The following is a 25,316-nucleotide window of genomic DNA, read 5'->3' on the forward strand; positions in this document are numbered from 1 at the left end:
GAGATCAGCCGGCGGGTGCGAAGAACACGGCGCGTTGCGCCTGCTTCAGCGCCAGGGACGGCGGTTGGGAAATGCCCCACTGATCGACGCGGCCGGGCGGCCAGGTCCAGTTCTCCGGCGCGCCGGTGGGATAGCTGTCGTCCACCTGCTGCACCTCGGCCGTGTATTCGATGACCACGCCGAAGGGACCGATGAAATAGTTGAAGCCGTTGTTGCCGGGCCCGTGCCGGCCGGGACCCCATTCGATGGCGTAGCCGGCGTCGCGCATGCGGCCACCACCGCGCATGACAGACTCCAGATCCGGCATGAGGAAGGCGATGTGGTTCAGGCTGTCGGTATCGGCATCGCCCAGGGCCACGCTGTGGTGGTCGGGACCGCAACGCAGGAAAGCCATGATGCGGGTGCGGTCCGAAAGCTTGAAGCCCAGGGCCTGCTCAAAAAAGGCCTGGGTGCGGGCCACGTCCCGGCTGTTCAGCACCACGTGCGTCAGGCGGATGGGACGGTCCGGCACCTCGCCCGCGTCGGCGTGTTCCGCGTCACCGTGGACGAAGCGCAGGATGCGCCCGTCCGGATCCGCCACGGTCAGCCCCATCCCGCCCCCCGGCTCCGTGACCGGGCCCACGGGCGCCAGGATGCGACCGCCCGCCTCGACCACCGTCCGCGCCAGGATGTCCAGCGCCGACAGGCTGCGCGCCTGGAAGGTGACATTGCGGATTTGCGTCACCGGCCCCGCATGCAGGGACAGCAAATGATGCGCGGCGCCGGTACCCCGCAGATAAACGGCGTCATGGGTCCGGGCAACGACGTCCAGATGCCAGACCCGGGTGTAGAAATCCTCGGCCACGGCCACGTCGGGCACCGTCAGGGCGACGCTGCGCAGGCCGGCGACGTGGGGTGAGGCGATGTAAGGGGATGGGGTCATGAGCGTCCTCATCAGGGCCAGGATGGACGGCGTCACCCGTGCACCAAACCGGCGCCGGCCACGCCGTGGATGCAGATGGCCTCATCCTCGTCGCCGGTGCCGCCGCTGGCGCCCACCGCGCCCAGGATGGTGCCGGCCATGTCCTTGATGACCACGGCCCCGGTCTGCGGGATGAAGCGCCCCTGCCCCGTGGCGGCCAGGGCGCCGAAGAAGGTGGGGTTGTCCTGGGCCCGCTGGTGCAGGGCGCGGGAGCTGGCGCCCATCGCCACGGCCGCCCAGGCCTTGCCCAGAGCGATGTCGGTGCGGAACATGCTGGCGCCATCCTCGCGCTGCAGGGCCTTCAGGTTGCCGCCCTCATCCACCACGACCACGGCCATGGGGCGATGGCCCTGGGCCCGGGCGTGGGCCAGGGCGCGGCCGAGGATGTCGTTGGCTTGGGCAAGGGTCAGGGTCATGGGGTATGCCTCCAGGGATCAGCGGGCTGATCCCATGCCTATGGGGTAGAGCGGATCCGGGCTGTCGTGGGGGATGTCGGACGCCTGCGCCGCCACCGCCGCCATGCTGCGCGGCAACTCCACCGGCAGGTGGCCTTGGGGCGCGGCCTTGCCCGTCACCACGTCCAGCAGGGCGGTGTCGCTGACGCCGAAATCAACATAGAGGCGGGCCGCCTTGTCGCGGATGTCGGTCAGGATGGCGGGGCGGTCCAGATAGACGCTGACGACGGCCGGCACCTTGGCCGCCACCGCCGCCTTCAGCACCTCATAGTCCGCGTTGCCGTCATGGAAGCCCAGGTCGCCCTCATGCTGGATCTGGCCGAAGGTGTAGTTGGGGTGCAGGGTCTGGAAGGGCGCCGACAGGCGCAGCAGCGCCACGTCGGCCTGTTTCAGGTCATCCACCACCGTCAGTCCCGCGGCCCTGGCGACCTCGGCGGAGACACCGCGCAGGTAGACCTTGCGGCCCATGAGTGGCGCAGGGCCGTTGCCCGCCTCCAGCAGCACCATGGCGCGGGCCTGGGCCGCCAAGCCCTCGGCCTTGAAGGCCGGGGCACCCACGACTTTGGCGGCGGCCGCGGCATCCACATAGGGATTCTCGAACAGGCCCTGCTGGAACTTCAGGGCCAGGACGCGGCGTACCGACTGGTCCAGCCGTGACGGCGCCACCAGGCCCTGCCTCACGGCCGCCAGCAGTGGGGCGGGATCATCCACGCCGCCGAACTGGTCCAGCCCGGCCAGCAGGCCCTTGGCGAAGCGCGCCGGGGCGGACAGGTCCTCCACGCCCCAGGCGGTGGAGAACCCATCGAAGGTGGGTTTGGTCCCCGGCGGGAAGCCGCCGCGGCAGGCCTGGTCGCAATCGTTGGCGATGGCCCAGTCGGACAGGACGATGCCCTGGAAACCATAGGTGTCGCGCAACAGGTCGGTCAGCAGCCATCGGCTGAAGCCGGCACCCACCGGTTCCGCCGGCCGGCCCTCCACCACCATGTCCTTCAGGATGGAATAGGTGGGCATGACGCCGGCCACATGGGCCGCGAAGGCGCCCTTGAAGGGCAGGACATGCAGGTCGAACTGCGCCGGCCGCACCACGGAATAGCGGCCATAGCTGTTGTGGCTGTCGAAGCCATCCTGCGCGGCGCCATAGCCCACCCAGTGTTTCACGATCGCCGAAACGCCGGTGGCGCCGGGCCCGTCGTCCCCACCCTGGAAGCCCTCGACATAGGCCTGCACCAGACGGCGATCCAGGTCTGGATCCTCGCCGAAGGTGCCGTTGATGCGGGGCCAGCGCGGCTCCGTCGCCACATCCGCCATGGGCGACAGGGTTTGGTGTATGCCCACCGCCCGGTATTCCTGGCGCGCAATGTCGCCGAAGCGGCGGACCAGCGCCGCGTCACCGATGGCGCCCAGGCCCAAGGCCTCCGGCCATTGCGAGAAGCCGGCGGACGCGATGCTGGCACCGGCGGTCATCTGGAAGTGATGGCGCGGGTCGCTGCTGAGGGTCAGCGGTATGCCCAGGCGTCCACCCTCCGCGATTTCCTGCAACTGATTGTTCTGCTCCGCCAATGCCTGGGGCTTGGCGATCTGCCGGGTCGTCATGGTGGTGACCGCCAGGTCGCGGATCAGGTGCGCGGCGGCGGCGAAATCATAGGGCCCGCGCATGGTCGCGAAGGCGAAGCCGCCCTCCGGCGGCGCCGTGCCGTGCAACAGGGTGCCGGCCTTCTCCTCGACCGTCATGCGGCCCAGCAGGTCGGCCACACGCGCGGTCACCGGCAGGCGCCAATCCTCGTAGGGGTCCAGCACGCCGTTGCCGTTCAGGTCGCGAAAGGCCAGGCCATCCACTTCCAGCAGGGGCTTCACCCGGCTGCCCAGCGCCGGCTGTGGCGGGCCGCCGGCGGCGGGAACGGCCAACAGCAGGGCCAAGGTCACGGCAGCGCTCAGGCGGATGGTGGGTCGCATGGCCCTGGGGCCCCCTGTGACATTGGGAAAAGGGGGCGTGCCGCCCGGAAGGGCAAAGGGCGGCACGCCCAGGGGAAGCGAGGCACAGCCTCGGAGGAAGGTCAGAACCCGGCCTTGACCCGGACGCCCATGTAGCGTTCCCAGTCCCGCGACAGGCCGGCGATGATGACGTGGCCGCTCCAGAACTGGCTGTCGACCAGGCTGCGGTAGTTATGCTTGTCAAAGACGTTGTTGACGAAGAACTCGGCCGACCAGTCGCTGTCGCGGCCGTGGATGCCGGTGCTGAGGTTCAGGATGCCGAAGCCGCCCTGCACCGTCAGCGGGTTGCCCAGCGGGTCGTATTGCACCCGGCTTTGGTATTTGTAGAAGGCCCCGAGGTCGGCATCGAACGGCAGGCTGGGCAGCGGCACGATGTAGTTGGCCGACAGGTTGAACTTCCACTTGGGCGAATAGGGCAGCTGGGAACCGGCCAGGTTCTTCTGCACGCTGCTGCCGCCGCTGCCGACGACACAGCCCTGGGCCACGGTCTGCCCCTTGTAGCAGGGGGCGTTGGGCAGGTCGTCGATGGTGGCGTTGATGTAGGCGACGTTGGCGCCCAGCCGCAGGTCCTTGATCGGCACCGCCGTGACGTTCAGCTCCACACCCTCGGTCTTCACCTTGCCGGCCGCCAGCGTCTTGAACACGGGTGCCGCCGTGGGGTCGTTGGGCGGCAGATAGATGGTCTGGACGGGGAAGTTGTCGTAGTCGGCATGGAACAGGTCCACATCCACCATCAGGCGGCGGTTGAACCATTCGCTCTTGGCGCCGATTTCCACATTGTTGACCACCTCGCTGGCCAGGGGCACCAGCTTCGCCCCGGTGGCGGCGGTGACGTTGTCCTCGGTATCGTAGGATTTGCCGGATTCCGCGTGGGCGTATGTCACATAGGACATGACGTTTTCCACAAAGCGGTGCTGCAGGCTGGCCTCCCCCGACAGGAAGGAATAGGAGGTGTCGCCGACGTTATCGAGGCTGACCTTGGTGTAGGTGGGCCGGAACAGCCAGTTGTAGTCCAGCTTGTCCGACTGGTACCGCAGGCCGCCGGTCAGCGAGGTGTCGGGCAGGAACTGCCAAGTGGCGCGCGCATAGCCGGCCGTGCTTTGCGTTCCCGACGTGCGGTACCAGTCGGTGGGCGCGATGGCGCGGCGGTAGTCGTACTTCACCTCCAGGTCGCTGTAGATGAAGCCCACCAGGTACTTCACCGGCCCCGTGTCGTCGGAGCTGAAGCGCACCTCCTGCACCGTGTTGTCGCTGTTGCCCCGCTGGTGGAAAAAGCGATCGGCCGGCGCCACCGGCACGTTGATGGCGACGAAGTCACCCGTGACGTTCTGGTCGCTGCTGGCGAAGGAGGTGAGGGAGCTGAGGGTGCCGAAGTCGAAGTCATAATCCAGACGCAGGGTGCCGCCGCTGTCACGCGCCGCCGCCGTGGAATAGCGCGAGGAGGCGTAGGCGTTGTTGTCCGGGCCGATGGTGACGCCCGGTTCCAGCTGGCCGATGGTCAGCTGCGATGCCGCCGGGGTGGTGTCGAACCGGGACAGCACCTTGGACGACGCGTCGGCATAGACGATGGCGCCGGACGAGGCGGCACCCGTGGTCGACTGCCCGCCAACGAAGTCCGCCTGGGTCAGCTGGTTGAAATAGCTGGCATTGACCGTCAGCTTGTCCGTCGCCTGCCACTTCACCTTCACCCGGGCGCCCCGGGTGTCCTGGCCACCCAGCTTCTTGCCCAAGGTGACGTTGTGGACGTTGCCGTCCCACTTGTCCTCGAAGGCGGACAGGCTGAAGGCCAGGTCATCCGCCAGCGGGCCGGACAGGAAGGCGCTGACCTTGGTCTGGCTGTCGTCCGTCTGCTCCGCGCTGACCGTACCGGTCCAGCGGGTCATGGACGGGCTGCGGGTGACGATATTCACCAGGCCCGCCGCCGCGTTGCGGCCCGAGAGGGTGGACTGCGGCCCGGGCAGCACCTCGATGCGCTCCACATCGCTCAGCTCGTTGGCCAGCGAGGCCCAGGTCGGCTGGGGCACGTCGTCGAGCACGATGCCCACCTGGGCGGGCAGGTTCTGGGAAATCGGCAGGGTGGAGATGCCGCGCATGGCCAGCGAGCGCTGGCCCGGGAGGTTGCCGGTGACGCCGCCCTGCAGCGACGGGGCGATGGCCGACAGGTCGGACAGCTGGCTCACACCCGCCTGGCTCAGCGCCTCCGGCGTCACCACGTTGACGGTCTTGGGAATGTCCTGGACGTTTTCCGAGCGCTTCTGCGCCGTGACGATGATTTCCTGCAGCCCGAGGTCGTCGTCGACCGTACCGCCGGCCGCCTGGCCCGCCGCCCACGCCGTCCCCGACAGCATCAGGGCACCCGCCGCCGCGGACGCCAAAAGCGCCATACCATGCCCGTGATGGCTACGCATCTCTCGATCCTCCCTGAATTTCTTTTTGCCCGCCCCGCTGGGAAGCCCGTGTCCCGGATAAGGCGGTTGATGCCGGTCGCCGGCTGGCCGGTGCCCCTTAGGGGTAGCCCGGACGCCAGTCAGCGGCTGGATGTCCGCATTACAATCGGCTGCTGAATTGTTGTCTAATAATAAGATTGGCATATCTTATAACCTGGAGTTTGAACTTACCTTCCACCTACCCCGGCCCTTCCCCCATGAAGATCGATCCCCGCCGCCTGATGGAATTCCTGGCCGTGGCCCGCCACGGTTCCTTCAACAGCGCCGCCGCCGCCTCCCGCGTGTCGCAGCCGGCGCTGTCCAAGAACATCGCGTTGCTGGAACGCGAGACGGGTGTGCGTCTGCTGGACCGGGACCGCACCGGCGCCCGCCTGAATTCCTTCGGCGAAAGCCTGGTGCACTATGCCCAGGCGCTGGAAACGCTGCTGGAGCGGGCCGCAGAGGAATTGTCGCTGAAGCAGCAGGGGATCGAGGGGCCCCTGGCCATCGGCGTCACGCCCGTGGCCGCCGCCGCCCTGGTGCCCCGCGCGCTGGAGGTGATGACCCGGCAGACGCCGCGCGTCATGGTCTCGGTGGTGGAGGGGCTGGACGATGAACTGTCCCTGCATTTGCGGCAGGGACAGCTGGACCTGATCGTCGGCCCCCTGGGCGTGGGTCCCCACTATGAGGATTTGATCGAGGAGCCGCTGTTCATGGACAGGGCGGAACTGATCATGAGGCCGGACCATCCCTTGGCGACGGCCGCCACCCTCTACCTGCGCGATCTGCAGCCGGCGTCCTGGGTGCTGCCCAGCGCGGGCAGCGTGTTCCGTCGTCAGCTGGAAACCTTGTTCGTCACCGCCGGCACCCGCTGGCCCACCGGCGGCATCACCACCAATTCCATCCTGGCCATCAAGTCCATCGTCATGACCACGGACAGCGTCGCCCTGATGTCGCCCCAGCTGACGGCCGTGGAAAGGGCGGCCGGCCGGCTGCGGAGCATTCCCCTGGCCGACGCACAGGCGGTGCGGCCCGTCGGCCTGATCCTGAACGCCAAGGCGCCTCGCAGCCCGCTGGCGGCGCGTTTTATCGCGATCATGCGCGACATCATCCTCAGGGACCTGCGTTCGGCCTGAGGTGACGGCGCTGCGGACGGGGGGCCGCCCGGGGCCTATTCGGACGCGGTGTGGTCGGCGATGTAGCGTTCCAGCGCCGTGGCCGCGTTCAGCATGTGGGCGCGCATGCGGCGGGCGGCCGTCTCGCCATCCCCCTCGGCGATGGCGGCCATCACGCTGTCGTGTTCCTGGCGGGAATGGGCCATGCGGTCGCCGTGGCGCAGCTGGGTCCGGCGGAAGGCGTTCAGCCGCTTGCGCACCGCCATCGCCTGTTCCGCCATGAAGCTGTTGTGGGTGGCCCGGTAGAGGGTTTCGTGGAATTCCCGGTTGAAGGCGTCATAGGCGTCGACGTCGCCCCGCTGCACCATCTCCAGGGAATCCCCGTGCAGCCGCATCAGGCGGCTGCGTTCCAGTGGCGTCATGCGATGCGTGGCGAGGCGCACGCACATGGCCTCGATCTCCGCCGTGGCCTCGAACATGTCCATGATGCGTTCCGGGGTCAGCCGCGTCACGACCACGCCCCGCCGGGGGCGCATCTCCACCAGGCCACTGACGGCCAGCTGGCGCAACGCCTCACGCACCGGGGTGCGCGAGGCGCCGAACCGGTCCGCCAGATCCTGCTCGTCCAATTGCATTCCGGCGGGCAGGTCGCCCCGGGCGATCTCGTCCGTCAGCGCGTCACGGATGCGGTCCGAGAGCAGCGCCCGCTCCTCGGACAGGCCTTCCGTCAGGTCGACGACCGCGCTCATGATGTCTCAGCCCCCCACGATGCCCCGGACGATAAGATAAAGGATCGATGGGGCGACAAGGCAACCTAGACCTGTATGGAACGTGGCCGTCAAGGCGCCGTAGGGCACCAGCCGCCGATCGGTCGCCGCCAGCCCGCCGGAAACGCCGCTGACCGTTCCCATCAGGCCGCCGAAGACCATGGCGCTGCGCGGATTGTCCAGGCCGATGGCCTTGGCCACGATCGGCGTGCCCACCATGACCAGCACCGCCTTGAAGACGCCGGTGGCGATGGACAAGGCTATGACCGCCGAACTGGCACCCAGGGCCGCACCGGTCACCGGGCCGACGATGTAGGTGACGGCGCCGGCGCCGATGGTGGTGATCGACACCGCGTCGGTGTACCCGAAGGCGACCGCGATCAGGGAGCCGACGATGAAGGGCAGGATGGTGCCCAGCGCCAGGGCCAGCGCGCCGACCGCGCCCGCCTTGCGCGCCTGGACCACGTCCACCTCGAAGGCCGTGGCGACGATCGCGAAGTCGCGCAGCATGGCGCCACCCATGAGGCCGATGCCGGCGAAGACCGGGATGTCCACGACCCCCTTGTCCCCACCCGTCCACAGGCCGGCGGCGAAGGCGGCCGCCAGCCCGATGACGATGGCGATGGCCGAGCCGTGGACCCGGCCGAACAGAAGATGCTTTGAAATCGCGTTCGACAGCCACATCACCAGGCCGACGATGGCGAACGCGGTCAGCAGGGCATTGGCGGACAGGGCGTGTTTCAGGATTTCCATGACCCGTCCCCCGTCAGACCGTAGGCTCGCCGGCGGACGGCGTGCGCGCCCTGGCCTTGGCTTCGATCTCATCCATGGTCTCACCCTTCTTGCCGATGCGGCTGATCAGGGCGACGGTGGCGAAGCAGACCAGCACGGCGGCCACGCCGGCGATGAGCACCAGCGGCCCGCTGCGCGCCGCCACCAGCACGTTCTGCTGGGCCGCCATGGCCACCACGATGGGAATGTAGAGGGCGCCCCAGAACTCGACCCCGAACTTGACGCCGGCGGTCATCAGCCCCCGGCGGGTGAGCCACAGCCGCGCCGCGATCAGCAACAACATGGCGATGCCGACACCGCCGACATTCGCCTTGACCCCCAGGGCGGACCCCAGCAGGTCGCCCAGGAAGCCGCCCAGAAGGGTGCAGATGGCAAGCAAGGCCACACCGGAGATGGTCATGGGAGACCTCCCCCGCGCACCGGTCGATCAAAACGCAAAGCCGCCATCGTATCCCTCCCGTGCATGCAGACTCTGCCGGTCCGCAGATTTAAAAATACACGACATTGAATTTTACGCAATTGAGGATACATTATCGGCGACAAATCCACCTTGCGCATACGAAGGTCGATCATGCGGGATTGGAACACCAAGGGCCGGGACAGGCAGGCGCGGCTGGAGGCGGGCCTGCGCTTTGCCACGGACAAGATCGTCGCCGCCCAGGACCTCGTCGCCTTCCTGGAAGCGACCCTGCGCCCCGGCGACCGGGTCTGCCTGGAAGGGGACAACCAGAAGCAGGCGGACGTGCTGGCCAAGGCGCTGGCGAAGGTGGACCCGGCCAAGGTCAACGGCCTGCACATGGTGCAGTCGGGCGTGGTCCTGCCGGAACATCTGGACATCTTCGAAACCGGAATCGCCCGGCGGCTGGACTTCTCATACTCCGGCCCGCAGTCGGCGCGGATCGCGCGCATGATGTTCGGCGGCCAGATCGAACTGGGCGCCGTCCACACCTATCTGGAGCTTTTCGCCCGCTACTTCATCGACCTGACGCCCCAGGTAGCGCTGATCGCGGCGGTCAGCGCCGACAAGGACGGCAACCTCTATACCGGCCCCAACACGGAGGACACACCCACCGTCGTGGAGGCGACCAGCTTCGGCAAGGGCCTGGTCATCGCCCAGGTGGGCGAGATCGTCGACCGGGTCCCGCGCGTCGACATTCCAGCCGACCAGGTTCATTTCGTGGTCGATGCCGGCCGTCCCTTTTATGTCGAGCCCCTGTTCACCCGCGACCCGGCGGCCATCACCGAAACCCAGATCCTGACGGCCATGCTGGCCATCAAGGGACTGTACGCCCCTTACGGTGTGCGCCGGTTGAACCACGGCATCGGCTTCAACACCGCCGCCATCGAACTGCTGTTGCCGACCTATGGCGAGCGGCTGGGCCTGAAGGGCAAGGTCTGCACCCATTGGGCGCTGAACCCCCACCCCACCCTGATCCCCGCCATTGAAAGCGGATGGGTGGAGCAGATCCATTGCTTCGGTTCCGAAGTGGGCATGGAAGACTACATGCGTGCCCGGCCGGACATCTTCTTCACCGGTCCCGACGGGTCGCTGCGGTCCAACCGGGCCTTCTGCCAGACCGCCGGCCTGTACGCCTGCGACATGTTCATCGGCTCCACCCTGCAGATCGACTTGGCGGGCAACAGCTCCACCGTCACCGGCGGCCGGGTCGCCGGATTCGGCGGCGCGCCGAACATGGGGTCGGACGCCCGCGGCCGCCGCCACCCCAGCGCCCCCTGGCTGCGCGCCGGCCAGGAGGCGGACCCGGACGGTCCGCCGCCCCTGCGGCGCGGCCGCAAGCTGGTGGTGCAGATCGGGGAAACCTTCGGCGACGGCAACGCACCCATGTTCGTGGAGCGCCTGGGCGCGCTGGACCTGGCCGACAAGCTGGACCTGGACCTGGCACCGGTCATGGTCTACGGCGACGACGTCACCCACATCGTCACCGAGGAAGGCATCGCCAACCTGCTGCTATGCCGTGACAAGGATGAACGGGAACAGGCCATCCGGGGCGTCGCGGGCTATACCGAGGTCGGGCGCGCCCGTGACCGCACGATGGTGGACCGGCTGCGCGAACGCAAAGTCATCCAGCGGCCCGAGGATCTGGGCATCGATCCCTTGGACGCCGACCGGGGCCTGCTGGTCGCCCATTCCATTAAGGACCTGATGATCGCCTCGGGCGGGCTCTACCGGCCGCCCAGCCGCTTTCGCAATTGGTGAGGCCCCGCCCCATGGAAAACCTGCGCTACGAACTCAGCACCACCAAGCCCGCCGGCGGCACCCGCGCCGTCGGCCTGGTGGGCGTCGTCGCCTCCGGCAATCTGGAAGTGCTGCTGGAACGGGGGGAGGCGCCCGACCGGTGCGTTATCGACATCGCCACCCCGGCCCATGGCTTCGCCGCCCTCTGGCAGGCGGTGACGGCTGACTTCGCCGTCCGCATGGCGGCGGGCGGATTGCGCATCACGATCAACGACGGCGGCGCGCGGCCTGACACGGTGGCGCTGCGCCTGGCCCAGGGGGTGCGCCTGATGGAGAAGCCGGAATGACCAGTCCCTCCCCCACCCGCCATAGCTGGTATGAGGAGTCGGCCCGGGGCCGCCTGGCCCACCTGCTCGACCCCGGCAGCTTCACGGAATTCCTGGGCCCCGAGCGGCGGGAGTTCAGCCCGCACCTGGGGCTGTTCAACCTGCCGCACCAGCTGGACGACGGCATCATCGTCGGCACCGGCAGGCTGGATGGGCGGCCCGTCCTGGTGGCCGCGCAGGAAGGCCGCTTCATGGGCGGCGCCATCGGCGAAGTGCACGGCGCCAAGCTGACCGGGCTGCTGCGCGCCGCCCGCCAGATGAAGCGCGACGTGGTCATCCTGTTCGACACCGGCGGCGTGCGTTTGCAGGAGGCCAACGCCGGTGAACTTGCCATCTCGGAAATCATCCGCGCCACGCTGGACGCCCGGGCCGAAGGCGTGCGGGTGGTGGGACTGCTGGGCGGCCGCGCCGGCTGTTATGGGGGCGGCAGCCTGATCGCCGGCTGCTGCTCCGCCCTGGTCATTTCCGAACAGGGCCGGCTGTCCGTCTCAGGCCCGGAGGTCATCGAGACCAACAAGGGCGTGGAGGAGTTCGATTCCCGCGACCGGGCGCTGGTCTGGCGCACCATGGGGGGCAAGCATCGCTATCTGATCGGCGGGGTCGACCTGTTCGTCGATGACGATGTCGCGGCCTTCCGCGCCGGCGCGGTGGCGGCCCTGGAACGACCAGCCACCCTCGACCAGGCGGTGCTAACGGCCGAACAGGCGCGGCTAGAGCGCCGGCTGGCGCGCTTCGGCGACGCCGCTGACGGCACGGAGGTCTGGGCCCGGCTGGGCGTTGCCCATCCCGCCGGGGTCCCGGACCTGGACACAAGCGCCTTCCTGACCATCGCGACCAGAAAACGGGAGGGCGCCGATGCGGCCCGCTAACATCCTTTCCTCGCTTTTCCCGGCCGGTCATGACGTCACGGAGGCGGGCGGTCTTCTCGGCGGCAGCGGCCGGCTTGATCCGCAGACCCCGGTGGACGTCGTCGGCATCAGCGGCAAGACCTACCCCGGCGTCGATGAGGCCCTGGCGCTGGCCGGCCGCATCCTGTCCATCGCCGATCGGCCGGACGCCGCCCCCCTGCTGTTCCTGGTCGATTCCGGCAGCCAGCGGATGAGCCGCCGCGATGAGCTGATGGGCCTCAGCGAAACCCTGGCCCACCTGGCCAAGGCGTTGTGGCGGGCGGAGCAGGCGGGCCACCGCACCATCGGGCTGCTGTACGGCGGCAGCGCCGCCGGCGCCTTCATCGCCACCGCCCTCGCCTGCGGCTCGCTGGTGGCCCTGCCCGGCGCCTGGCCCGAGGTCATGGACCTGCCGTCCATGGCGCGCGTGACCAAGCTGTCGCTCGAAGTGTTGACGGAAAAGGCGGCCGGCACCCCCGTTTTCGCGCCGGGCCTGGACAACCTGTTCGCCACCGGCGCCATCGCGGAGATATGGGACCCGGACCAACCGCTGTGCGATCAGCTGAAGGCGCTGCTGGCCACCACCCGAGATGATGACGGACGGGCGGGGTGGGGCCTGGAACGAGGCGGCCGGGTGAAGGCCGCCGCGATCGCGCGGGAAGTGCAACGGTTGGCGCTGGCCCATGGTTGACCTCGCCACCCTGCGCCGCCATGACCTGGTCCACCTGTCCCCCGAGGCGTGGCGTGGCCAGGTGACCGGCCTGGTGGAGGAGGTTGCCGACTGGGCGGATTTGGGCCGCCCCGCCATTTTCCGGCAGCGTGTCTGCGCCGACCCCGATGGCGCCGTCCCGCTGGGCCTGCCCCTGCCGCCGGGCATGGGGCGCAAGCGGCTGGCCCTGTCCTGTCCCCCCGCCGCCGTGGCCCGGGTGGCGCCGCCGCCGCTGCTGCGCGACGCCCGGTCTTCGGCACCCGCCGCCTGGCGGCCGGTGATCGAGGCTTTGTTGGGCGCGGATACGTCCTGGCGCTGTTTCGGCAGCCTGGCGTGGCAGCACCTGACCGGCCTGCCCTACCTGACCGACGCGTCCGACCTGGACCTGCTGGTCCCCTGCGCCAGCGGCGCCGACGCAGCACGGATCACGGCGGCGCTGGGCGGAATCGCCGCCTGGGCCCCCATGCGCCTGGACGCGGAACTGGTATCCTTGGATGGCGGCGCCGTGCAATGGCGGGAGTGGCTGTCGGATGCCCCCCACCTGCTGGTCAAGACCCGATCCGGGCCGGCCCTGGTCGCGCGGGAGGCGCTGTTCCCATGACGATGCCGCAGACAGCATTGGCCCAGCCACCCCTCCCCGTCCTGGCTCCTGATCACCGAACCAGCCCGGACTGGATCGGCCGGCAGGCGGTGCAGGCCCTGATCCTGGAGGTGGAAACCTGGCCCAAACCCGGCCTGGTCAGCCATATCGACACCGGCGCGCACCGGGACATGGACGCGGCCCTGTTGCGCCTCAGCGCCCGAACGCTGGAGCCATACTTCGTCGCCCTGGCCGAGGCCGGTGCCGCCGACGCCGGCATGGACCGCCTGCGCCTGATCGGGCTGGAGGCGGAGGCGGCGATGCGCCAGGCCACCGGCAACGTGAACACCCATCGCGGGGCGATTTTCGGCCTGGGCCTGCTGGCGGCGGGAGCGGGGCTGGCCGGGGCCTGCGCCTGGCGGCAGCCCTTGGGAATTCTGGTCGCCGCGCGCTGGGGCCGCGAAATCACCGCCAAACCGCAGGAAGCCGCCAGCCACGGCGGCATCGTGGCGCGCCTCTACCGCGCCGGCGGCGCCCGTGAAGAGGCCGCCGCCGGCATGCCGTCGGTCTACGATGTCGCGCGCCCGGCCCTGCGCGAGGGGCGCCGCCTGGCGGCGGGCGATGAGGAGGCAGCGCGCGTCCACGCCTGCATGGCGCTGATCGCCACCGTGGGCGACAGCAACCTGCTGTATCGCGGCGGGGTCGACGGGCTGGCCTTCGCGCAGGCGGCGGCCCTGCGCTTCCTGCGGGACGGTGGCGTCGGGTGCCGGCACTGGCGCTGGGCGGCCAAGACCATCCATGACGACTTCGTCGCCCGCAATCTCAGTCCCGGCGGCTGCGCCGACCTGCTGGCCATGGCACTGTTCACGGAGGCGCTGGAATCGTGAGTCTGGCCCTGCTCTGCTCCGGCCAAGGCCGGCAGGATCGTGGCACCTTCGCCTTGCTGCCGGATGAGCCGGCGGCGCGTCCCATCCTCGACGCCGCCACTGCTCTGCTGGGCGCGCATCCCGCCGAATTCTGCCGGACGGCGCCGGAGGAGGCCCTGCACGCCAACCGGGAGGGGCAACTGCTGTGCGTGGCCCGCGCCCTGGCCGCCGCGGCCACCCTGTTCCCGCACGGGGCTTCACCGGAAACCATCGTCGCGGGCTACAGCGTCGGCGAAATGGCCGCCTGGGGCATTGCCGGCGTGTGGCCGGCCGCCGACACCCTGGCGCTGGTCGACCGGCGGGCGAAGGCCATGGACAGGGCCGGCGGCCCGGACGACCAGCTTGCCCATGTGCGGGGATTGTCGCGCGAGGCGGTGGAGCGGCTGGCCCGGCGGTTCGACTGCGCCATCGCCATCGTGAATCCCGGCCGGCTGTTCATCGTCGGCGGGACCCGGGCGGCGACGGAGGCCTTCTGCGCCGCCGCCCTGGACGCCGGCGCCGCGCGCGCCGGCCCCATGAACGTGCACGTCGCCTCCCACACGCCGCGCCTGGCCGACGCGGTGGTGCCCTTCGCCACGGCCCTGGCGGCGGTGCCAGCCAAAAGCCCCGCCCTGCGCCTGATGACCGCCAGCGGCGCCACGCTGGTGGCGCGGCCGGACCGGGCACTGGCCGGGTTGGCCGGGCAACTGGCTGAAACCATAGACTGGGCGGCCGTGCTGGAGGCCCTGGCCGAACGTGGCGTGACAACGGTCCTGGAACTGGGGCCAGGCCGCGCCCTGGCGGACATGGCGGCGGCGGCCCTGCCCACCGCCGAGGTCCGCGCCCTGGACGATTTCCATAGCCTGGCCGGTGCGCGGGCGTGGCTGAAGGATCGTCTGGGCCGGTGTACGGCCGGTGTCGGGGAATGATATGTCTCCATGGTTCAGCGATTGATTGGAGGCTTCCCAGACATGACGACGGACGTTCCCCAGCGCACCGCCGACCATCCCATCGACCCGGACATCCTGGCGCGCTGGTCGCCCCGCGCCTTCGACGGGTCCACGCTGGACGACGCGACGCTGGCCACCCTGTTCGAGGCGGCACGCTGGGCGCCATCGGCCTTCAACGCCCAGCCCTGGCGCTTCGTTTACGCCCACCGCGGCACCCCGGAATGGGAGTCGCTGCTGTCCGCCCTGGTGCCGCGCAATGCCGCCTGGGTGCAGCACGCCTCCGTCCTGCTCTTCGTCCTGTCCGATACCCTGTTCCTGGCGCCCGGGCAGACCGAACCGGTGCCGGCCACGACCAACAGCTTCGATGCCGGCGCCGCCTGGGCCCTTCTGGCCCTGCAGGCGCAGAAGCTGGGACTGCACACCCACGCCATGGCCGGCTTTGACCGGGCGCGGGCCACCGAGGTCACCGGGGCCGGCGACCGCTTCCGCATCGAGGCGGCCGTGGCCATCGGCCGCAAGGGCGACCCAGATACATTGCCGGAGCCGCTCCGGGCCCGGGAGTTCCCCAGCCCCCGCCGCCCCCTGGCCGAAACCGTCCATCGGGGCCGCCTGCCCTGACCATCAGGGAAGCGGCCGGCACCGCCGCCGCTTCCCAACCGCGCTTCCCATTCCCCGCAAGCAAATGCCCAGGCGCCCCTGATCAAGATCAGCGGACGGCATTTGATATGCTGCACCGCAACGCATAGGCCGTGGCCACCCAGGCCGGGCCGGTAAAAATGCGACGGGCAGTTGGGTCCCGCCGGGACCCTGACGGTGCCGATGCCGGCACCCTTCATAGAGGGGAATAGCGCCATGACCGTCCTCGGCCCCGTGGCGGAGCCTGTTTCGGCCGCGCGCATGACGCCGGCCCAGGCCCGCATCCTGTTCGCCGCCACCATGGGCAATTTCATGAGCGCCACGCCGGTGCTGTACACCGTGTTCGGCATGGTGCTGATCCCCATTTCCCAGGAATTCGGCTGGCCCCGGGCACAGGTTTCGGGCGTGCTGGGCCTGGCGGCGCTCTGCGCGGCGGCAATGGCCTTCGCCACCGGGCCGCTGGTCGACCGTTATGGGCCGCGCCGCCTGATCCTGATGGGCAGCCTGTCGTTCGCGGTGGCGCTGGGCCTGTTCTCCTTGGCGCCGGCCCGGGTGCTGCCGTTCTACGGCCTGTTCCTGCTGGCCGACATCGCTGCCGCCTTCGCCTCGCCCATGACCTACAGCAAGGCGGTGTCCGGCTGGTTCGACCGGGGGCGCGGGGCGGCGCTGGGCTTCGCCGGTGGCGTGGGCAACGGCCTGGGCGCCACGGTCATCCCCATCATCGGCGGTGTGCTGTTGTCGCGTTTCGACTGGCGGGTGACCTATCAGGGCATGGCCCTGATGGTGGGGGCCATCGGCTTCCCCATCCTGCTGCGGTATTTACGCGACCCGCCGCCCGGCGGCCTGCGGGACGCGGGGCCCGCGCGGGCGGAAACGATGACGGCCACGGCCAACGACCTGACCCTGCGCCAGGCGATCGGCACCCGCGCCTTCTGGATCACGGCCCTGGCCATCGGCCTGTGTGCCGCCTGCATGACGGCGATGTTCACCAACGTCGTGCCGGTGCTGACGGAGCGGGGCTTCGCCCTGGCCGACGGGGTGACGGTGGTAACCGTCTTCGCCCTGGTGTGCGCCGTCGCGCAATGGCTGATGGGCCTGGTGCTGGACCGCATCGCCACGCCGCTGATCCTCGTGCCCTTCTATCTGCTGGGCCTGGGCGGCCTGCTGCTGCTGCAATACGGGCCCAGCATGCCCTGGCTGGTGGCGGCCGGGGTCATGATGGGCTTGGGCCTGGGCGCGGAGTACAGCGCCCTGCCCTTCCTGGTGTCGCGCTATTTCGGCTTCCGCAGCTATGGCGCCATCGCCGGCGTGCTGTACGGCGGCATCAATGTCGGCATGGGGCTGATCCCCTTCGCCATGAACGGCATCTTCGACGTCTATCGGTCCTACGATCCGGCGCTGCACCTGATCCAGGGCCTGATGCTGGCCGCCACCGCCGCCTTCCTGTTCCTGCCGTCGTACGGCAGGCCGCTCAGGGGCTGACGCGAGACTCCCGGGGCATGAAAAAGGCGGGGCGCGAACCCCGCCTTTTTCATTTCCGCCTATGCCTCAGCCGAACAGCTTGGCCGCCAGCGTGGCGACATGGGCGCCCTGGAAGCTGGCGATGCCCAGTTCCGCTTCCGACGGCTGGCGGGAGCCGTCGCTGGCCGACAGCGTGGTGGCGCCGTAGGGCGTGCCGCCCTGCACCGCGCCCAGTTCACCCAGGCGGGGCTCGGCGTAGGGCACGCCCACCACCACCATGCCGTGGTGCAACAGGCTGGTGTGGAAAGACAGCAGGGTGCTTTCCTGGCCGCCATGCTGGGTGGCGGTGGAGGCGAAGACGCTGCCGATCTTGCCGATCAGCTTGCCCTGGGCCCACAGGCCGCCCGTCTGGTCCAGGAAGTTGCGCATCTGGGCCGCCATCATGCCGAAGCGGGTGGGCGTGCCGAAAATGATGGCGTCATAATCCGCCAGCTCTTCCGGGGTGGCGATCGGCGCCTCCTGGTCCAGCTTGGCATAGGCCTTCTCCGCCACGTCACGCGGCATCAGTTCCGGCACGCGCTTCACCACCACCTCGGTGCCGGCCACGGACTTGGCGCCGTCGGCCACGGCGTAGGCCATCTTCTCGACATGGCCCCAGGTGGAATAGTAAAGGACAAGGATCTTCGCCATCGTCAGTCTCCAGGCGGGTTACGGGTGCCCGGCATATGCCATGGGCCCCACGGCCCGCCAAGGCATGGGCCGCCAGAGGCAAGTTCCCGGGCAGTTCTGGACAAGACGGGCAGGATGGCCTTCCCTACCCTCACACTCGCGACGGACCTGGTGTCGTGGATGCTGGGACATCCCCATCGGACGGTCCGCGAGACAGGAGTAGTGAGGAGAGGTTGTTGGAAACCCTCGAAGCCCTGCGCACGCGCCCCCTGAAGCCCGGTTTCGGCGCGGAAATTCTGGATGTGGATCTGAAAACGGCCTCATCGGCGGAAGTGGACTTGGTGGTGGAGGCCTTCCACCGCCACGGCGCCATCCTGCTGCGCGGCCAGGATTTGGATCCCGCCGGCCTGAAGGCCTTCCTGGGCCGCTTCGGTCCACTGGAGGGCCACACCCAGAAGCAGTTCACCCTGCCCGACCACCCCGAGGTCTACATCCTGTCCAACAAGGTGGTGGACGGTAAGCCCATCGGCGCCCACAACGACGGCGTGGGTTGGCACACCGACTATTCGTACAAGGCAGAGCCGGTGATGTGCACCATGCTGTACGCGGTGGAGGTGCCGGCCGAGGGCTCGGACACCCTGCTGGCCGACCTGTGCGCCGCCTACGACGCCCTGCCCGAGGAGCGGCGGGCCCAGCTGGACGGGCTAAAGCTGCACCACAGCTATGAATACTTCATGACCAGCCGCCAGTACCTGCGGGTGGACCAGCTGAGCCCGGAACTGAAGGCGGAGAATCCGGACGTCATCCACCCTCTGATCCGCACCCATCCCGCCGACGGGCGCAAGGCCCTGTGGGTCAGCACCGGCACGGTGAAGGAGGTGGTGGGCGTGCCCAACCCCCAGGGGCTGGAACTGCTGGATGAGCTGGTGGCGTTCGTGACCCAGGACCGCTTCGTCCATGCCCATAAATGGCAGGTGGGCGACATCCTGATCTGGGACAACCGCTGCACCCTGCACACCGGCACCCTGTACGACGACAAGAAGTACACCCGCCTGATGCACCGCATGTGGGTCAAGGGCGACCGGCCCTTTTGAATTCCCTCAGACGCCGGGCGGCCACGTCCGTGGCCTTGGCTATCCTCGTTCCGCCTTGCGGTGCTCACTCCGGGGCCGGCGGTCGCCGGCCCTGGGTTCAGTATGGTCGATCTCCGAAGACTGGCCGTGGGCAGGATCCCCACGGCCACTTTTTTACCGATGGGGCGTTTGATGACGACGACAAGACCGCGCACCTGGCTGATCACCGGCGTCAGCTCGGGCTTCGGCCGGGCGCTGGCCCAAGCGGCGCTGGACCGGGGCGATCGGGTTTGGGGCACCGTGCGGAGCGAGGCCGACGCCGACGCCTTCCGCGCCCTGGCGCCGGATCTGGCCCGCGCGCCCATCCTGGACGTGACGGACGAGGCCGCCGCCCACCGCGTGGCCGCGGCGGTGGAGGCCGATAGCGGTGGCATGGGTGGGGGCATGGGTGGGGGCGGCATCGACATCCTGGTCAACAACGCCGGCTATGGCCTGGTGGGCGGGGTGGAGGAAACCAGCCTGGCCGACGCCCGCGCCCAGTTCGAGGTCAACGTCTTCGGTGCGCTGGCGATGATGCAGGCCGTGCTGCCCTACATGCGCGGCCGCCGGGCCGGGCACATCGTCAACATCACCTCCGTCTCCGGCCTGGTCGGCTGGCCCAGCCTGGGCCTTTACTCCGGCAGCAAGTTCGCGCTGGAGGGCATCACCGAGACCCTGGCGCAGGAGGTGGCGCCCCTGGGCATCAAGGTGACCATGGTGGAACCCGGCGGCTTCCGCACCGACTTCGCCGGCCGCTCGCGCAAACGCAGCGGGGCGGACACGGACCGTCCGGACCTGGCCGCCGACTACGACGCCACCGTTGGGGAATGCAAGCGCATCCTGGCCAGCCATGCGGGTCAGGAGCGGGGCGACCCCGCCCGCGCGGCGCGGGCCATCCTGAAGGCCCTGGACGCGGAAACCCCGCCCCTGCGCCTGCTGCTGGGCGAGGACGCCGTGGGCTACGCGACCATGAAGCTGACCGGCCAGCTGGCCGATATCGAGGCCTGGCGGGCCGTGTCGGTGGACACCGATTTCCAGGCGTGACGCCCACGACGGAAGCCAAGCGCGTTCAACCGGGAACGCGCTTGGCTCCAGCGCCTTGACCAACGAACGGCGTCACGCCTCGATGCGCGCCTGGCCCCAGGCAGCCGCCACATCCGCGCTTTCCACCAGCAGGGCGCAGTTCTTGGACAGGGCGTGCAGCGCCCCCCAGTGCAGGGCCGGCTCATAGGCGGCGCAGGCGTCAGCCACGATGAAGACGTGGAAGTCGCGATGGAAAGCGTCGCGCACCGTGCAGTCGACGCAGCATTCGGTGGTGAAGCCGCAGACCACCAGGGTGTCGATGCCCCGCGCCCGCAGCCGCGCCTCGAAATCCGTGCCGGCGAAGGCGGAGAACAGCACCTTCTCCACCTCCATCTCGCCCGGTTCCGGCGCCACGCCGTAATAGTCGGCGCCAGGGGTGCCGGCGCGGCAAATGCCCACCGCCTCCGCCGGCCAGCCGCGCCGTTCGTAAAGGGCCTTCAGGGCCGCGCCGTCCGTTTCCGGCCGGGTGATGACGCGGATGAAGACGGGCGGCACGCCGGCGGCGCGGGCGGCGGCCAATAACGGGCGGATGCGGTCCAGCGTCGGATCGACCACGCCCAGATCCAGGCCCGCCTGGCCGATGGCGCCCTCGGGCGCGATGAAGTCCACCTGCGGATCGATGACCAGCAGGGCCGTGCGATCCGGCCGGATCATGGGTGCCAGCGCCGCCGCCGGCACCGGCGGGTCCAGCGTCAGGGTGACCGTTACAGGCCCGGCTGGGATGCCCTCTTTCGGGATGGTCGGCATCAGTAGGGCCTGTCCCCGGCGACGGTGACACGGAAGCCGGAGCGGACGTTGGGAAAATAATCCCACACGGCCAGATGCTGCACGGCGCGGTTGTCCCAGAAGGCCACCGAATAGGGTTCCCAGCGGAAGCGAATTTGGAAGTTCGGGTTCTTCACATGGTCGAACAGCAGGCCCAGCACGGCCTTGCTCTCCTCCTCCGGCACGCCCTCGATGCGGGTGGTGTAGGAGGAGTTCACGAACAGGCACTTGCGCCCCGTCACCGGGTGGGTGCGCACCACCGGGTGGCTGTTGCAGGGGTAGCGCTTGTCGTAATCCTTGAACAGCGCGTGATAGACGGGGTTGGCGTCATGCACCGCCGTCAGGCCGTCCAGATAGGCCTTCATGCGGTCGGACAGCGCGTCGTAGGCGGCATACATGCTGGAGAAACAGGTATCGCCCCCGACCGGCGGCAGGGTGTGGATGTAGAGGATGCTGCCCAGCGGCGGTTCCGCGTCGCAACTGAGGTCGCTGTGCCAGTTCTCCCCCGCGACGTACTTGGAATTGGCGTCCGCGTGAATGGCCACGATCTCCGGATGGCCGTCGATGCCGGGCACGGCGGAATGGATGGCAAGGCGGCCGAAGTGCCGGCCGAAGGCCTTGTGGGCGTCATGCGTCAGGGCCTGCTGGTCACGGAAGAAGATGACCTGGTAGCGGGCGAAGGCGTCCTTCACCTCTGCCACCTGCAGGTCCGTCAGCGGCTGCGACAGGTCGATGCCCAGCAGTTCCGCCCCCAGCGCCACGGCGCTGGGCTTCACGCGGAAGCTCTGATACTCGCGGATGCCGTTGTCCATGGCGCGTCACACCTTAGCGGGAAAGGCCTCACGGATGGCCGGCAGCACCTCTTGGGCGAAGCGCGGCACACCGGTGATGTAGTCGGGGAAGATCAGCATCATGCCATCCAGGTCGCAGCCGCCCAGCATGTCGATCAGCTTGGCGGCGATCGTCGCGGGCGCGCCCACCAGATGGCTGGACATGAAGCCGGACTTGGCCTTGGTGGTGAAGTCGTTCTGGCGTCCGATCTCCACGTCCAGGAAGCCGTAGGCCTTCATCATGCCGCGCCAGGCGCCCTCGTCGAAGCCCTCGACATACCGGGCGGCCAGGGCCTCGGCCTCCGCGTCCGTGTCGCCCAGCACCAGGGTCATCATGGAATAGGTCTTGATGGTGCGCCCGGCTTCTTTCGCCATGGTCTTGGCCATGCCGCTGTTCTTGGCCAATTCCTCCTTGCTGGAACCGGACAGGAAGATGGCGTCCATCTCATTGATGGTGAAGGCCATGCCCCGCTTGCTGGACCCGGCGCAGACCAGGAAGGGCCGGGAGAACGGCTTGGGATCGGACTGGCAGTCCGTCAGGGTCACGTACTTGCCCTGGTAATCGACCGTGTCCTCGGTCCACAGCCGCTTGATGGCGTGCACCCATTCCTCGGCGAAGGTGTAGCGCTCGTCATGGTCCAGCTCATCCCGCCAGGCGCCCATCTGCTCGAACTCGCCCTTGTACGAGCCGTTGACGACGTTCAGGCCGGCGCGGCCCTGGCTGATGTGGTCCAGGGTCATGATCATCTTGGCGGTCACGGCCGGATTCTGCAGCAAGGTGTGGACGGTGGCCCACACCTTGACCTCCTTCGTCACCTCCGCCAAACCCGCCATCATCATCTGGCTTTCCATGGCGTAGCGCCAATGCTCGGTCGCGCCGCCGTAGCCGCGCCACTTGGCCATGGCCATGATGAAGTCGTAGCCGGCACCGTCGGCCAGCTGGGCCACCTGGCGGTTATAGGCGTAGGAGCCGTCGATGCGCGGGGCGGAGGAGGATAGGATCCAGCCGCCGTTGGCGATGGGCAGGAAGATGCCCAGGTCCTTGCCGCCCGCATCGGAGGGCAAGGGCGCGCGCTTCAGTTCGGTCGTCTGCGTCATGATGGAACCAGGCCTCCCTTAGAACGAGTAATTGACGCTGAACAGCATCTGCCGCGGCGGAATGTACTGGTTGCTGACCACGCCGCTGCCGTAAGGGTCGGTGTAGCGCCCGGAGATACCAGCCCGGTCCAGCAGGTTGGTGACGGTGAAGGTGGCCCGCCACGGCCCGCTTTGCGGGGTGTATTCGAAGAACAGGTTCACCTGACTGTACGACGGCACGTGATCGGTCCCGGCCTCGTTGAACACCCGCGCCTGGTAGTCGCTGCGGAACAGCAGCTCGGCCCGCGACACCAGGGTACCGTATGCGCCCAGGGTTTGCTGCCAGCTGGCGTTGACGCCACCGGCGGCACCCGGCATGTCGGGCGGGGTGTTGCCCTTGACGTTGATGGACTGGGCGGCCCGGATGGCGAACCACTGAGCGCTGTAGGGATATGTCACGCCGGCGGCCACGGCCTTGGCGGCGGCGGCATCGGCCAAGCGCCGGTCCAACGCCAGGTAGGTGTCGGGGATCTCCCCGTCCATCAGGGTCAGGTTGGCGCCCAGTTCCAGCCGGTTGTCCAGCAGGCGGTACTTCGCCTCGACCTCCGCACCCCACATGTTCACCTGGGGGATGTTGCCGATGCCGCCGCTGTAGGGCACCGGATCCTCCTCGATGTACTGCATGTTGTTGTATTTGGAGTAAAAGGCCGACAGGTTGACGTTCAGGTGGTTGGCCAGGAAGCGGTTCTTGGACCCCAGCTCAAAGCTGTCCACCGTCTCCTTGTCGTAGCTGCCGGAGACGACCATGGCGCTGCTGGTGCCGGTGTTGACGCCGCCGGGCTTATAACCGCGCGACCAGCTGGCGTAGACCATGTTGTCCGGTGTCAGGTCGAAGTCGGTCTCCGCCTTGCCGGTCAGGGCGTAGACGTTGGTGGAGCGGGGCGACGGCTTGCCGTAGTAGTCAGAGCCCCAGCCGTCATACTGGTCGACATTGTAGCGCACGCCGCCCGTGAGCCGTAGGCGGTCGGTCAGGTGATAGGTCGCCTGCACGAAGGGCGCCACGCTGTCGCGGTCCACCGACGACAGGTTCTCATAGCTGAGGTTGGCCGGCAGGGCGGCAGGCGAGGTGTTGGTGGGCAGCACCGGCGTCGGGTCACTGCCGTTGGTGCCCTTGTATTCCACCACGTACTGGCTGCTGTGGGAATGCATGTAGAAGACACCGCCGATCCAGTCCAGGTCGGTTCCGGGGTTGGAACTGAGCGTCACCTCCTCCATGATCGCGCGGCTCTTGGTGTTCCAGGCCGCCACAGTGTCGTAGCCGCCGAACAGCGCCACGGTGCTGCGGTCGCTGTCGAACGACTGCTTGGCATCCATGTACTGATAGCTGCTGATGGACTTCAGGTTGGCGAACGGCAGGGAGTAGTTGACCGTCAGCGTATCGACATCCATGGCCAGCTTGAACTTGGCCGGATAGTCCTGGGACACCTGGCGCGGGTCGCTGTCGGGATCGTCCAGCGCCTTCAGGGCGGCCCCATGGTGGTCGTCGTCGAAATGCTGGCCCGTCAGGGTGATGGTCAGGTTGTCGGTCGGCTGCCACAGGCCCGACAGCTTGTAGTTCACATTGTTGGCGTCGTCCAGGTCATAGCCGCCGGGCACGCCCGTGGCGGTGGAATAGCCGTCGTGGCTGGTCTTCTGCACCACGGCGCGGATGGCGGCCGTGTCCCCCACCGGCACGTTCAACGCGGCCTTGCCCATGGCGTAGCTGTAGTTGCCGAAGGTGGCGGTCGCGTCGCCGGACAGCTTGCCCAGTTCCGGCTGTTTGCTGATGACGTTGATGGCGCCGCCGGTGGAGCTTTGCCCGAACACGGTGCCCTGCGGCCCGCGCAGCACCTCGACATGGTCCACGTCCAGGAAGCCCAGGTTCAGCGCGATGTTGTTGGGGATGTAGACATTGTCGATGTGGAAGGAGACGCCCGGCTGGGTGAAGAAGTTCTCCGGCGTCTGCGAGCCCACGCCGCGGATGGAGACGATGACCTCAGACCCGCCGCTGGGGGTGATCTGCAGGCCCGGGACATAGCCGTTCAGGCCCAGCGGCCCGGTGACGTTGCCCTTTTCCAGCGTATCGGCGGAAACGGCGGTGACCGACAGCGCGGCCTTCTGCAGATCGACCTGGCGCTTCTCCGCCGTGACGATGATGGGTTCCAGCGCGTCCAGGTCGGCATCGGCGGCACCGGCCGGCGCGTCCACGGGGGCCGGCGGGGTTTGGGCGTAGGCGGAGGCGGCCGTCATCATCGCGGCCGCCAGGAATCCATGCCAATAGCGCAGCTTCACATCTCTCAACATGCCCGACCCCCATTCTTTGGTAGATGACGATGTGCATCGTCTTGAGGTCAAGCATGCGGGCATCCCGCGAAGTATTCTTGTTATAGGACGCCCGGGAATTTGCCTGAATTCACCATTCCCCATGCCCACCATGCACCCCTGCCACAGTTCATTATTTTACTTTTACCGCCAGACGCGCGGGAACCACCCGCAGCCCTTGCCACGGATGGTGCCCACCT

The 25,316-nt window shown here is 68.6% G+C and carries 24 protein-coding genes; 12 read left to right on the top strand and 12 right to left on the bottom strand.

Features of this window, described 5'->3' with window-relative positions:
• Positions 1-4: 4 nt before the first annotated feature.
• The 4 genes from P5F91_RS04195 to P5F91_RS04210 all read right to left on the bottom strand — a co-directional run bounded on the left by P5F91_RS04195 (position 5) and on the right by P5F91_RS04210 (position 5,816).
• Positions 5-922 (bottom strand): VOC family protein, encoded by a 918-nt coding sequence (locus P5F91_RS04195; protein WP_277906603.1) that lies wholly within the window; start codon positions 920-922, stop codon positions 5-7.
• 32 nt (positions 923-954) lie between these two features.
• The gene (locus P5F91_RS04200) at positions 955-1,377 is read right to left on the bottom strand and encodes a GlcG/HbpS family heme-binding protein (protein WP_277906604.1); all 423 of its coding nucleotides are present in this window, start codon (positions 1,375-1,377) and stop codon (positions 955-957) included.
• An 18-nt stretch (positions 1,378-1,395) separates the two neighbouring features.
• Positions 1,396-3,369: a glycoside hydrolase family 3 protein gene (locus tag P5F91_RS04205; RefSeq protein WP_277906605.1), complete on the bottom strand. Its 1,974-nt coding sequence runs from the start codon at positions 3,367-3,369 to the stop codon at positions 1,396-1,398.
• A gap of 101 nt (positions 3,370-3,470) precedes the next feature.
• Entirely contained in the window at positions 3,471-5,816 is a 2,346-nt protein-coding gene (locus tag P5F91_RS04210; protein ID WP_186454847.1) for a TonB-dependent receptor, read from the bottom strand.
• Positions 5,817-6,052: 236 nt separating this feature from the next.
• Here P5F91_RS04210 and P5F91_RS04215 point away from each other — a divergent pair, with 236 nt between their 5' ends.
• On the top strand, positions 6,053-6,970 hold the full coding sequence (locus P5F91_RS04215) for a LysR family transcriptional regulator (RefSeq protein WP_277906606.1): 918 nt from the start codon (positions 6,053-6,055) through the stop codon (positions 6,968-6,970).
• Positions 6,971-7,005: 35 nt separating this feature from the next.
• Here P5F91_RS04215 and P5F91_RS04220 read toward each other — a convergent pair whose 3' ends face one another.
• Genes P5F91_RS04220 through madL form a run of 3 tightly spaced genes read right to left on the bottom strand, consistent with a single transcriptional unit; the run spans position 7,006 to position 8,908 of the window.
• Complete coding sequence (locus tag P5F91_RS04220) at positions 7,006-7,698, bottom strand: GntR family transcriptional regulator (RefSeq protein ID WP_040846232.1); 693 nt, start codon at positions 7,696-7,698, stop codon at positions 7,006-7,008.
• Between the two features lie 6 nt (positions 7,699-7,704).
• Positions 7,705-8,469, bottom strand: coding sequence for a malonate transporter subunit MadM (madM, locus tag P5F91_RS04225; protein WP_145612264.1), 765 nt, complete (start codon positions 8,467-8,469; stop codon positions 7,705-7,707).
• A gap of 13 nt (positions 8,470-8,482) precedes the next feature.
• Complete coding sequence (gene madL / locus P5F91_RS04230) at positions 8,483-8,908, bottom strand: malonate transporter subunit MadL (protein WP_040846234.1); 426 nt, start codon at positions 8,906-8,908, stop codon at positions 8,483-8,485.
• A gap of 171 nt (positions 8,909-9,079) precedes the next feature.
• Here madL and mdcA point away from each other — a divergent pair, with 171 nt between their 5' ends.
• The 9 genes from mdcA to P5F91_RS04275 all read left to right on the top strand — a co-directional run bounded on the left by mdcA (position 9,080) and on the right by P5F91_RS04275 (position 17,240).
• Positions 9,080-10,726: a malonate decarboxylase subunit alpha gene (gene mdcA / locus P5F91_RS04235; protein WP_277906607.1), complete on the top strand. Its 1,647-nt coding sequence runs from the start codon at positions 9,080-9,082 to the stop codon at positions 10,724-10,726.
• Between the two features lie 11 nt (positions 10,727-10,737).
• Positions 10,738-11,052 (top strand): malonate decarboxylase acyl carrier protein, encoded by a 315-nt coding sequence (mdcC, locus tag P5F91_RS04240; RefSeq protein WP_277906608.1) that lies wholly within the window; start codon positions 10,738-10,740, stop codon positions 11,050-11,052.
• A complete protein-coding gene (locus P5F91_RS04245; RefSeq protein ID WP_145612267.1) occupies positions 11,049-11,960 on the top strand; it encodes a biotin-independent malonate decarboxylase subunit beta in 912 nt (303 codons plus the stop codon). Before mdcC ends, P5F91_RS04245 begins: the two co-directional genes overlap by 4 nt.
• Positions 11,947-12,669 carry a biotin-independent malonate decarboxylase subunit gamma gene (locus P5F91_RS04250; RefSeq protein ID WP_277906609.1) on the top strand — a complete coding sequence of 241 codons (723 nt, stop codon included), beginning with the start codon at positions 11,947-11,949 and terminating at the stop codon, positions 12,667-12,669. Before P5F91_RS04245 ends, P5F91_RS04250 begins: the two co-directional genes overlap by 14 nt.
• Positions 12,662-13,288: a malonate decarboxylase holo-[acyl-carrier-protein] synthase gene (gene mdcG, locus P5F91_RS04255; protein WP_277906610.1), complete on the top strand. Its 627-nt coding sequence runs from the start codon at positions 12,662-12,664 to the stop codon at positions 13,286-13,288. Before P5F91_RS04250 ends, mdcG begins: the two co-directional genes overlap by 8 nt.
• A complete protein-coding gene (mdcB, locus tag P5F91_RS04260; protein ID WP_277906611.1) occupies positions 13,285-14,154 on the top strand; it encodes a triphosphoribosyl-dephospho-CoA synthase MdcB in 870 nt (289 codons plus the stop codon). Before mdcG ends, mdcB begins: the two co-directional genes overlap by 4 nt.
• On the top strand, positions 14,151-15,101 hold the full coding sequence (locus tag P5F91_RS04265; protein WP_277906612.1) for an acyltransferase domain-containing protein: 951 nt from the start codon (positions 14,151-14,153) through the stop codon (positions 15,099-15,101). Before mdcB ends, P5F91_RS04265 begins: the two co-directional genes overlap by 4 nt.
• A 42-nt stretch (positions 15,102-15,143) precedes the next feature.
• Positions 15,144-15,740 carry a nitroreductase family protein gene (locus P5F91_RS04270; RefSeq protein ID WP_277906613.1) on the top strand — a complete coding sequence of 199 codons (597 nt, stop codon included), beginning with the start codon at positions 15,144-15,146 and terminating at the stop codon, positions 15,738-15,740.
• A 234-nt stretch (positions 15,741-15,974) separates the two neighbouring features.
• Positions 15,975-17,240, top strand: a complete 1,266-nt coding sequence (locus P5F91_RS04275) for an MFS transporter (RefSeq protein ID WP_186454848.1) — start codon at positions 15,975-15,977, stop codon at positions 17,238-17,240.
• Between the two features lie 66 nt (positions 17,241-17,306).
• On the opposite strand, the gene wrbA is transcribed toward P5F91_RS04275, so the two are convergent.
• On the bottom strand, positions 17,307-17,909 hold the full coding sequence (gene wrbA, locus P5F91_RS04280; RefSeq protein WP_088874388.1) for an NAD(P)H:quinone oxidoreductase: 603 nt from the start codon (positions 17,907-17,909) through the stop codon (positions 17,307-17,309).
• Between the two features lie 215 nt (positions 17,910-18,124).
• Here wrbA and P5F91_RS04285 point away from each other — a divergent pair, with 215 nt between their 5' ends.
• Together P5F91_RS04285 and P5F91_RS04290 are read left to right on the top strand one after the other, a co-directional pair.
• Positions 18,125-18,982, top strand: a complete 858-nt coding sequence (locus tag P5F91_RS04285; RefSeq protein ID WP_246134493.1) for a TauD/TfdA dioxygenase family protein — start codon at positions 18,125-18,127, stop codon at positions 18,980-18,982.
• 171 nt (positions 18,983-19,153) lie between these two features.
• The gene (locus tag P5F91_RS04290; RefSeq protein ID WP_277906614.1) at positions 19,154-20,044 is read left to right on the top strand and encodes an oxidoreductase; all 891 of its coding nucleotides are present in this window, start codon (positions 19,154-19,156) and stop codon (positions 20,042-20,044) included.
• A 72-nt stretch (positions 20,045-20,116) separates the two neighbouring features.
• On the opposite strand, the gene P5F91_RS04295 is transcribed toward P5F91_RS04290, so the two are convergent.
• Genes P5F91_RS04295 through P5F91_RS04310 form a run of 4 tightly spaced genes read right to left on the bottom strand, consistent with a single transcriptional unit; the run spans position 20,117 to position 25,098 of the window.
• On the bottom strand, positions 20,117-20,830 hold the full coding sequence (locus tag P5F91_RS04295; RefSeq protein ID WP_145612275.1) for a cysteine hydrolase family protein: 714 nt from the start codon (positions 20,828-20,830) through the stop codon (positions 20,117-20,119).
• Positions 20,830-21,660 (bottom strand): TauD/TfdA dioxygenase family protein, encoded by an 831-nt coding sequence (locus P5F91_RS04300; RefSeq protein ID WP_277906615.1) that lies wholly within the window; start codon positions 21,658-21,660, stop codon positions 20,830-20,832. Before P5F91_RS04300 ends, P5F91_RS04295 begins: the two co-directional genes overlap by 1 nt.
• A 6-nt stretch (positions 21,661-21,666) precedes the next feature.
• Complete coding sequence (locus P5F91_RS04305) at positions 21,667-22,776, bottom strand: LLM class flavin-dependent oxidoreductase (RefSeq protein WP_277906616.1); 1,110 nt, start codon at positions 22,774-22,776, stop codon at positions 21,667-21,669.
• Positions 22,777-22,794: 18 nt separating this feature from the next.
• On the bottom strand, positions 22,795-25,098 hold the full coding sequence (locus tag P5F91_RS04310; protein ID WP_277906617.1) for a TonB-dependent receptor: 2,304 nt from the start codon (positions 25,096-25,098) through the stop codon (positions 22,795-22,797).
• Between the last annotated feature and the right edge of the window lie 218 nt (positions 25,099-25,316).

Source organism: Nitrospirillum amazonense (assembly GCF_029594735.1).
GTDB lineage: Bacteria > Pseudomonadota > Alphaproteobacteria > Azospirillales > Azospirillaceae > Nitrospirillum > Nitrospirillum amazonense.

Bases quoted from the DNA above. Each gene is read 5' to 3' on its own strand.
- P5F91_RS04195 (WP_277906603.1), bottom strand. From the start codon at position 922: ATGACCCCATCCCCTTACATCGCCTCACCCCACGTCGCCGGCCTGCGC.
- P5F91_RS04200 (WP_277906604.1), bottom strand. From the start codon at position 1,377: ATGACCCTGACCCTTGCCCAAGCCAACGACATCCTCGGCCGCGCCCTG.
- P5F91_RS04205 (WP_277906605.1), bottom strand. From the start codon at position 3,369: ATGCGACCCACCATCCGCCTGAGCGCTGCCGTGACCTTGGCCCTGCTG.
- P5F91_RS04210 (WP_186454847.1), bottom strand. From the start codon at position 5,816: ATGCGTAGCCATCACGGGCATGGTATGGCGCTTTTGGCGTCCGCGGCG.
- P5F91_RS04215 (WP_277906606.1), top strand. From the start codon at position 6,053: ATGAAGATCGATCCCCGCCGCCTGATGGAATTCCTGGCCGTGGCCCGC.
- P5F91_RS04220 (WP_040846232.1), bottom strand. From the start codon at position 7,698: ATGAGCGCGGTCGTCGACCTGACGGAAGGCCTGTCCGAGGAGCGGGCG.
- madM (WP_145612264.1), bottom strand. From the start codon at position 8,469: ATGGAAATCCTGAAACACGCCCTGTCCGCCAATGCCCTGCTGACCGCG.
- madL (WP_040846234.1), bottom strand. From the start codon at position 8,908: ATGACCATCTCCGGTGTGGCCTTGCTTGCCATCTGCACCCTTCTGGGC.
- mdcA (WP_277906607.1), top strand. From the start codon at position 9,080: ATGCGGGATTGGAACACCAAGGGCCGGGACAGGCAGGCGCGGCTGGAG.
- mdcC (WP_277906608.1), top strand. From the start codon at position 10,738: ATGGAAAACCTGCGCTACGAACTCAGCACCACCAAGCCCGCCGGCGGC.
- P5F91_RS04245 (WP_145612267.1), top strand. From the start codon at position 11,049: ATGACCAGTCCCTCCCCCACCCGCCATAGCTGGTATGAGGAGTCGGCC.
- P5F91_RS04250 (WP_277906609.1), top strand. From the start codon at position 11,947: ATGCGGCCCGCTAACATCCTTTCCTCGCTTTTCCCGGCCGGTCATGAC.
- mdcG (WP_277906610.1), top strand. From the start codon at position 12,662: ATGGTTGACCTCGCCACCCTGCGCCGCCATGACCTGGTCCACCTGTCC.
- mdcB (WP_277906611.1), top strand. From the start codon at position 13,285: ATGACGATGCCGCAGACAGCATTGGCCCAGCCACCCCTCCCCGTCCTG.
- P5F91_RS04270 (WP_277906613.1), top strand. From the start codon at position 15,144: ATGACGACGGACGTTCCCCAGCGCACCGCCGACCATCCCATCGACCCG.
- P5F91_RS04275 (WP_186454848.1), top strand. From the start codon at position 15,975: ATGACCGTCCTCGGCCCCGTGGCGGAGCCTGTTTCGGCCGCGCGCATG.
- wrbA (WP_088874388.1), bottom strand. From the start codon at position 17,909: ATGGCGAAGATCCTTGTCCTTTACTATTCCACCTGGGGCCATGTCGAG.
- P5F91_RS04290 (WP_277906614.1), top strand. From the start codon at position 19,154: ATGACGACGACAAGACCGCGCACCTGGCTGATCACCGGCGTCAGCTCG.
- P5F91_RS04295 (WP_145612275.1), bottom strand. From the start codon at position 20,830: ATGCCGACCATCCCGAAAGAGGGCATCCCAGCCGGGCCTGTAACGGTC.
- P5F91_RS04300 (WP_277906615.1), bottom strand. From the start codon at position 21,660: ATGGACAACGGCATCCGCGAGTATCAGAGCTTCCGCGTGAAGCCCAGC.
- P5F91_RS04305 (WP_277906616.1), bottom strand. From the start codon at position 22,776: ATGACGCAGACGACCGAACTGAAGCGCGCGCCCTTGCCCTCCGATGCG.
- P5F91_RS04310 (WP_277906617.1), bottom strand. From the start codon at position 25,098: ATGTTGAGAGATGTGAAGCTGCGCTATTGGCATGGATTCCTGGCGGCC.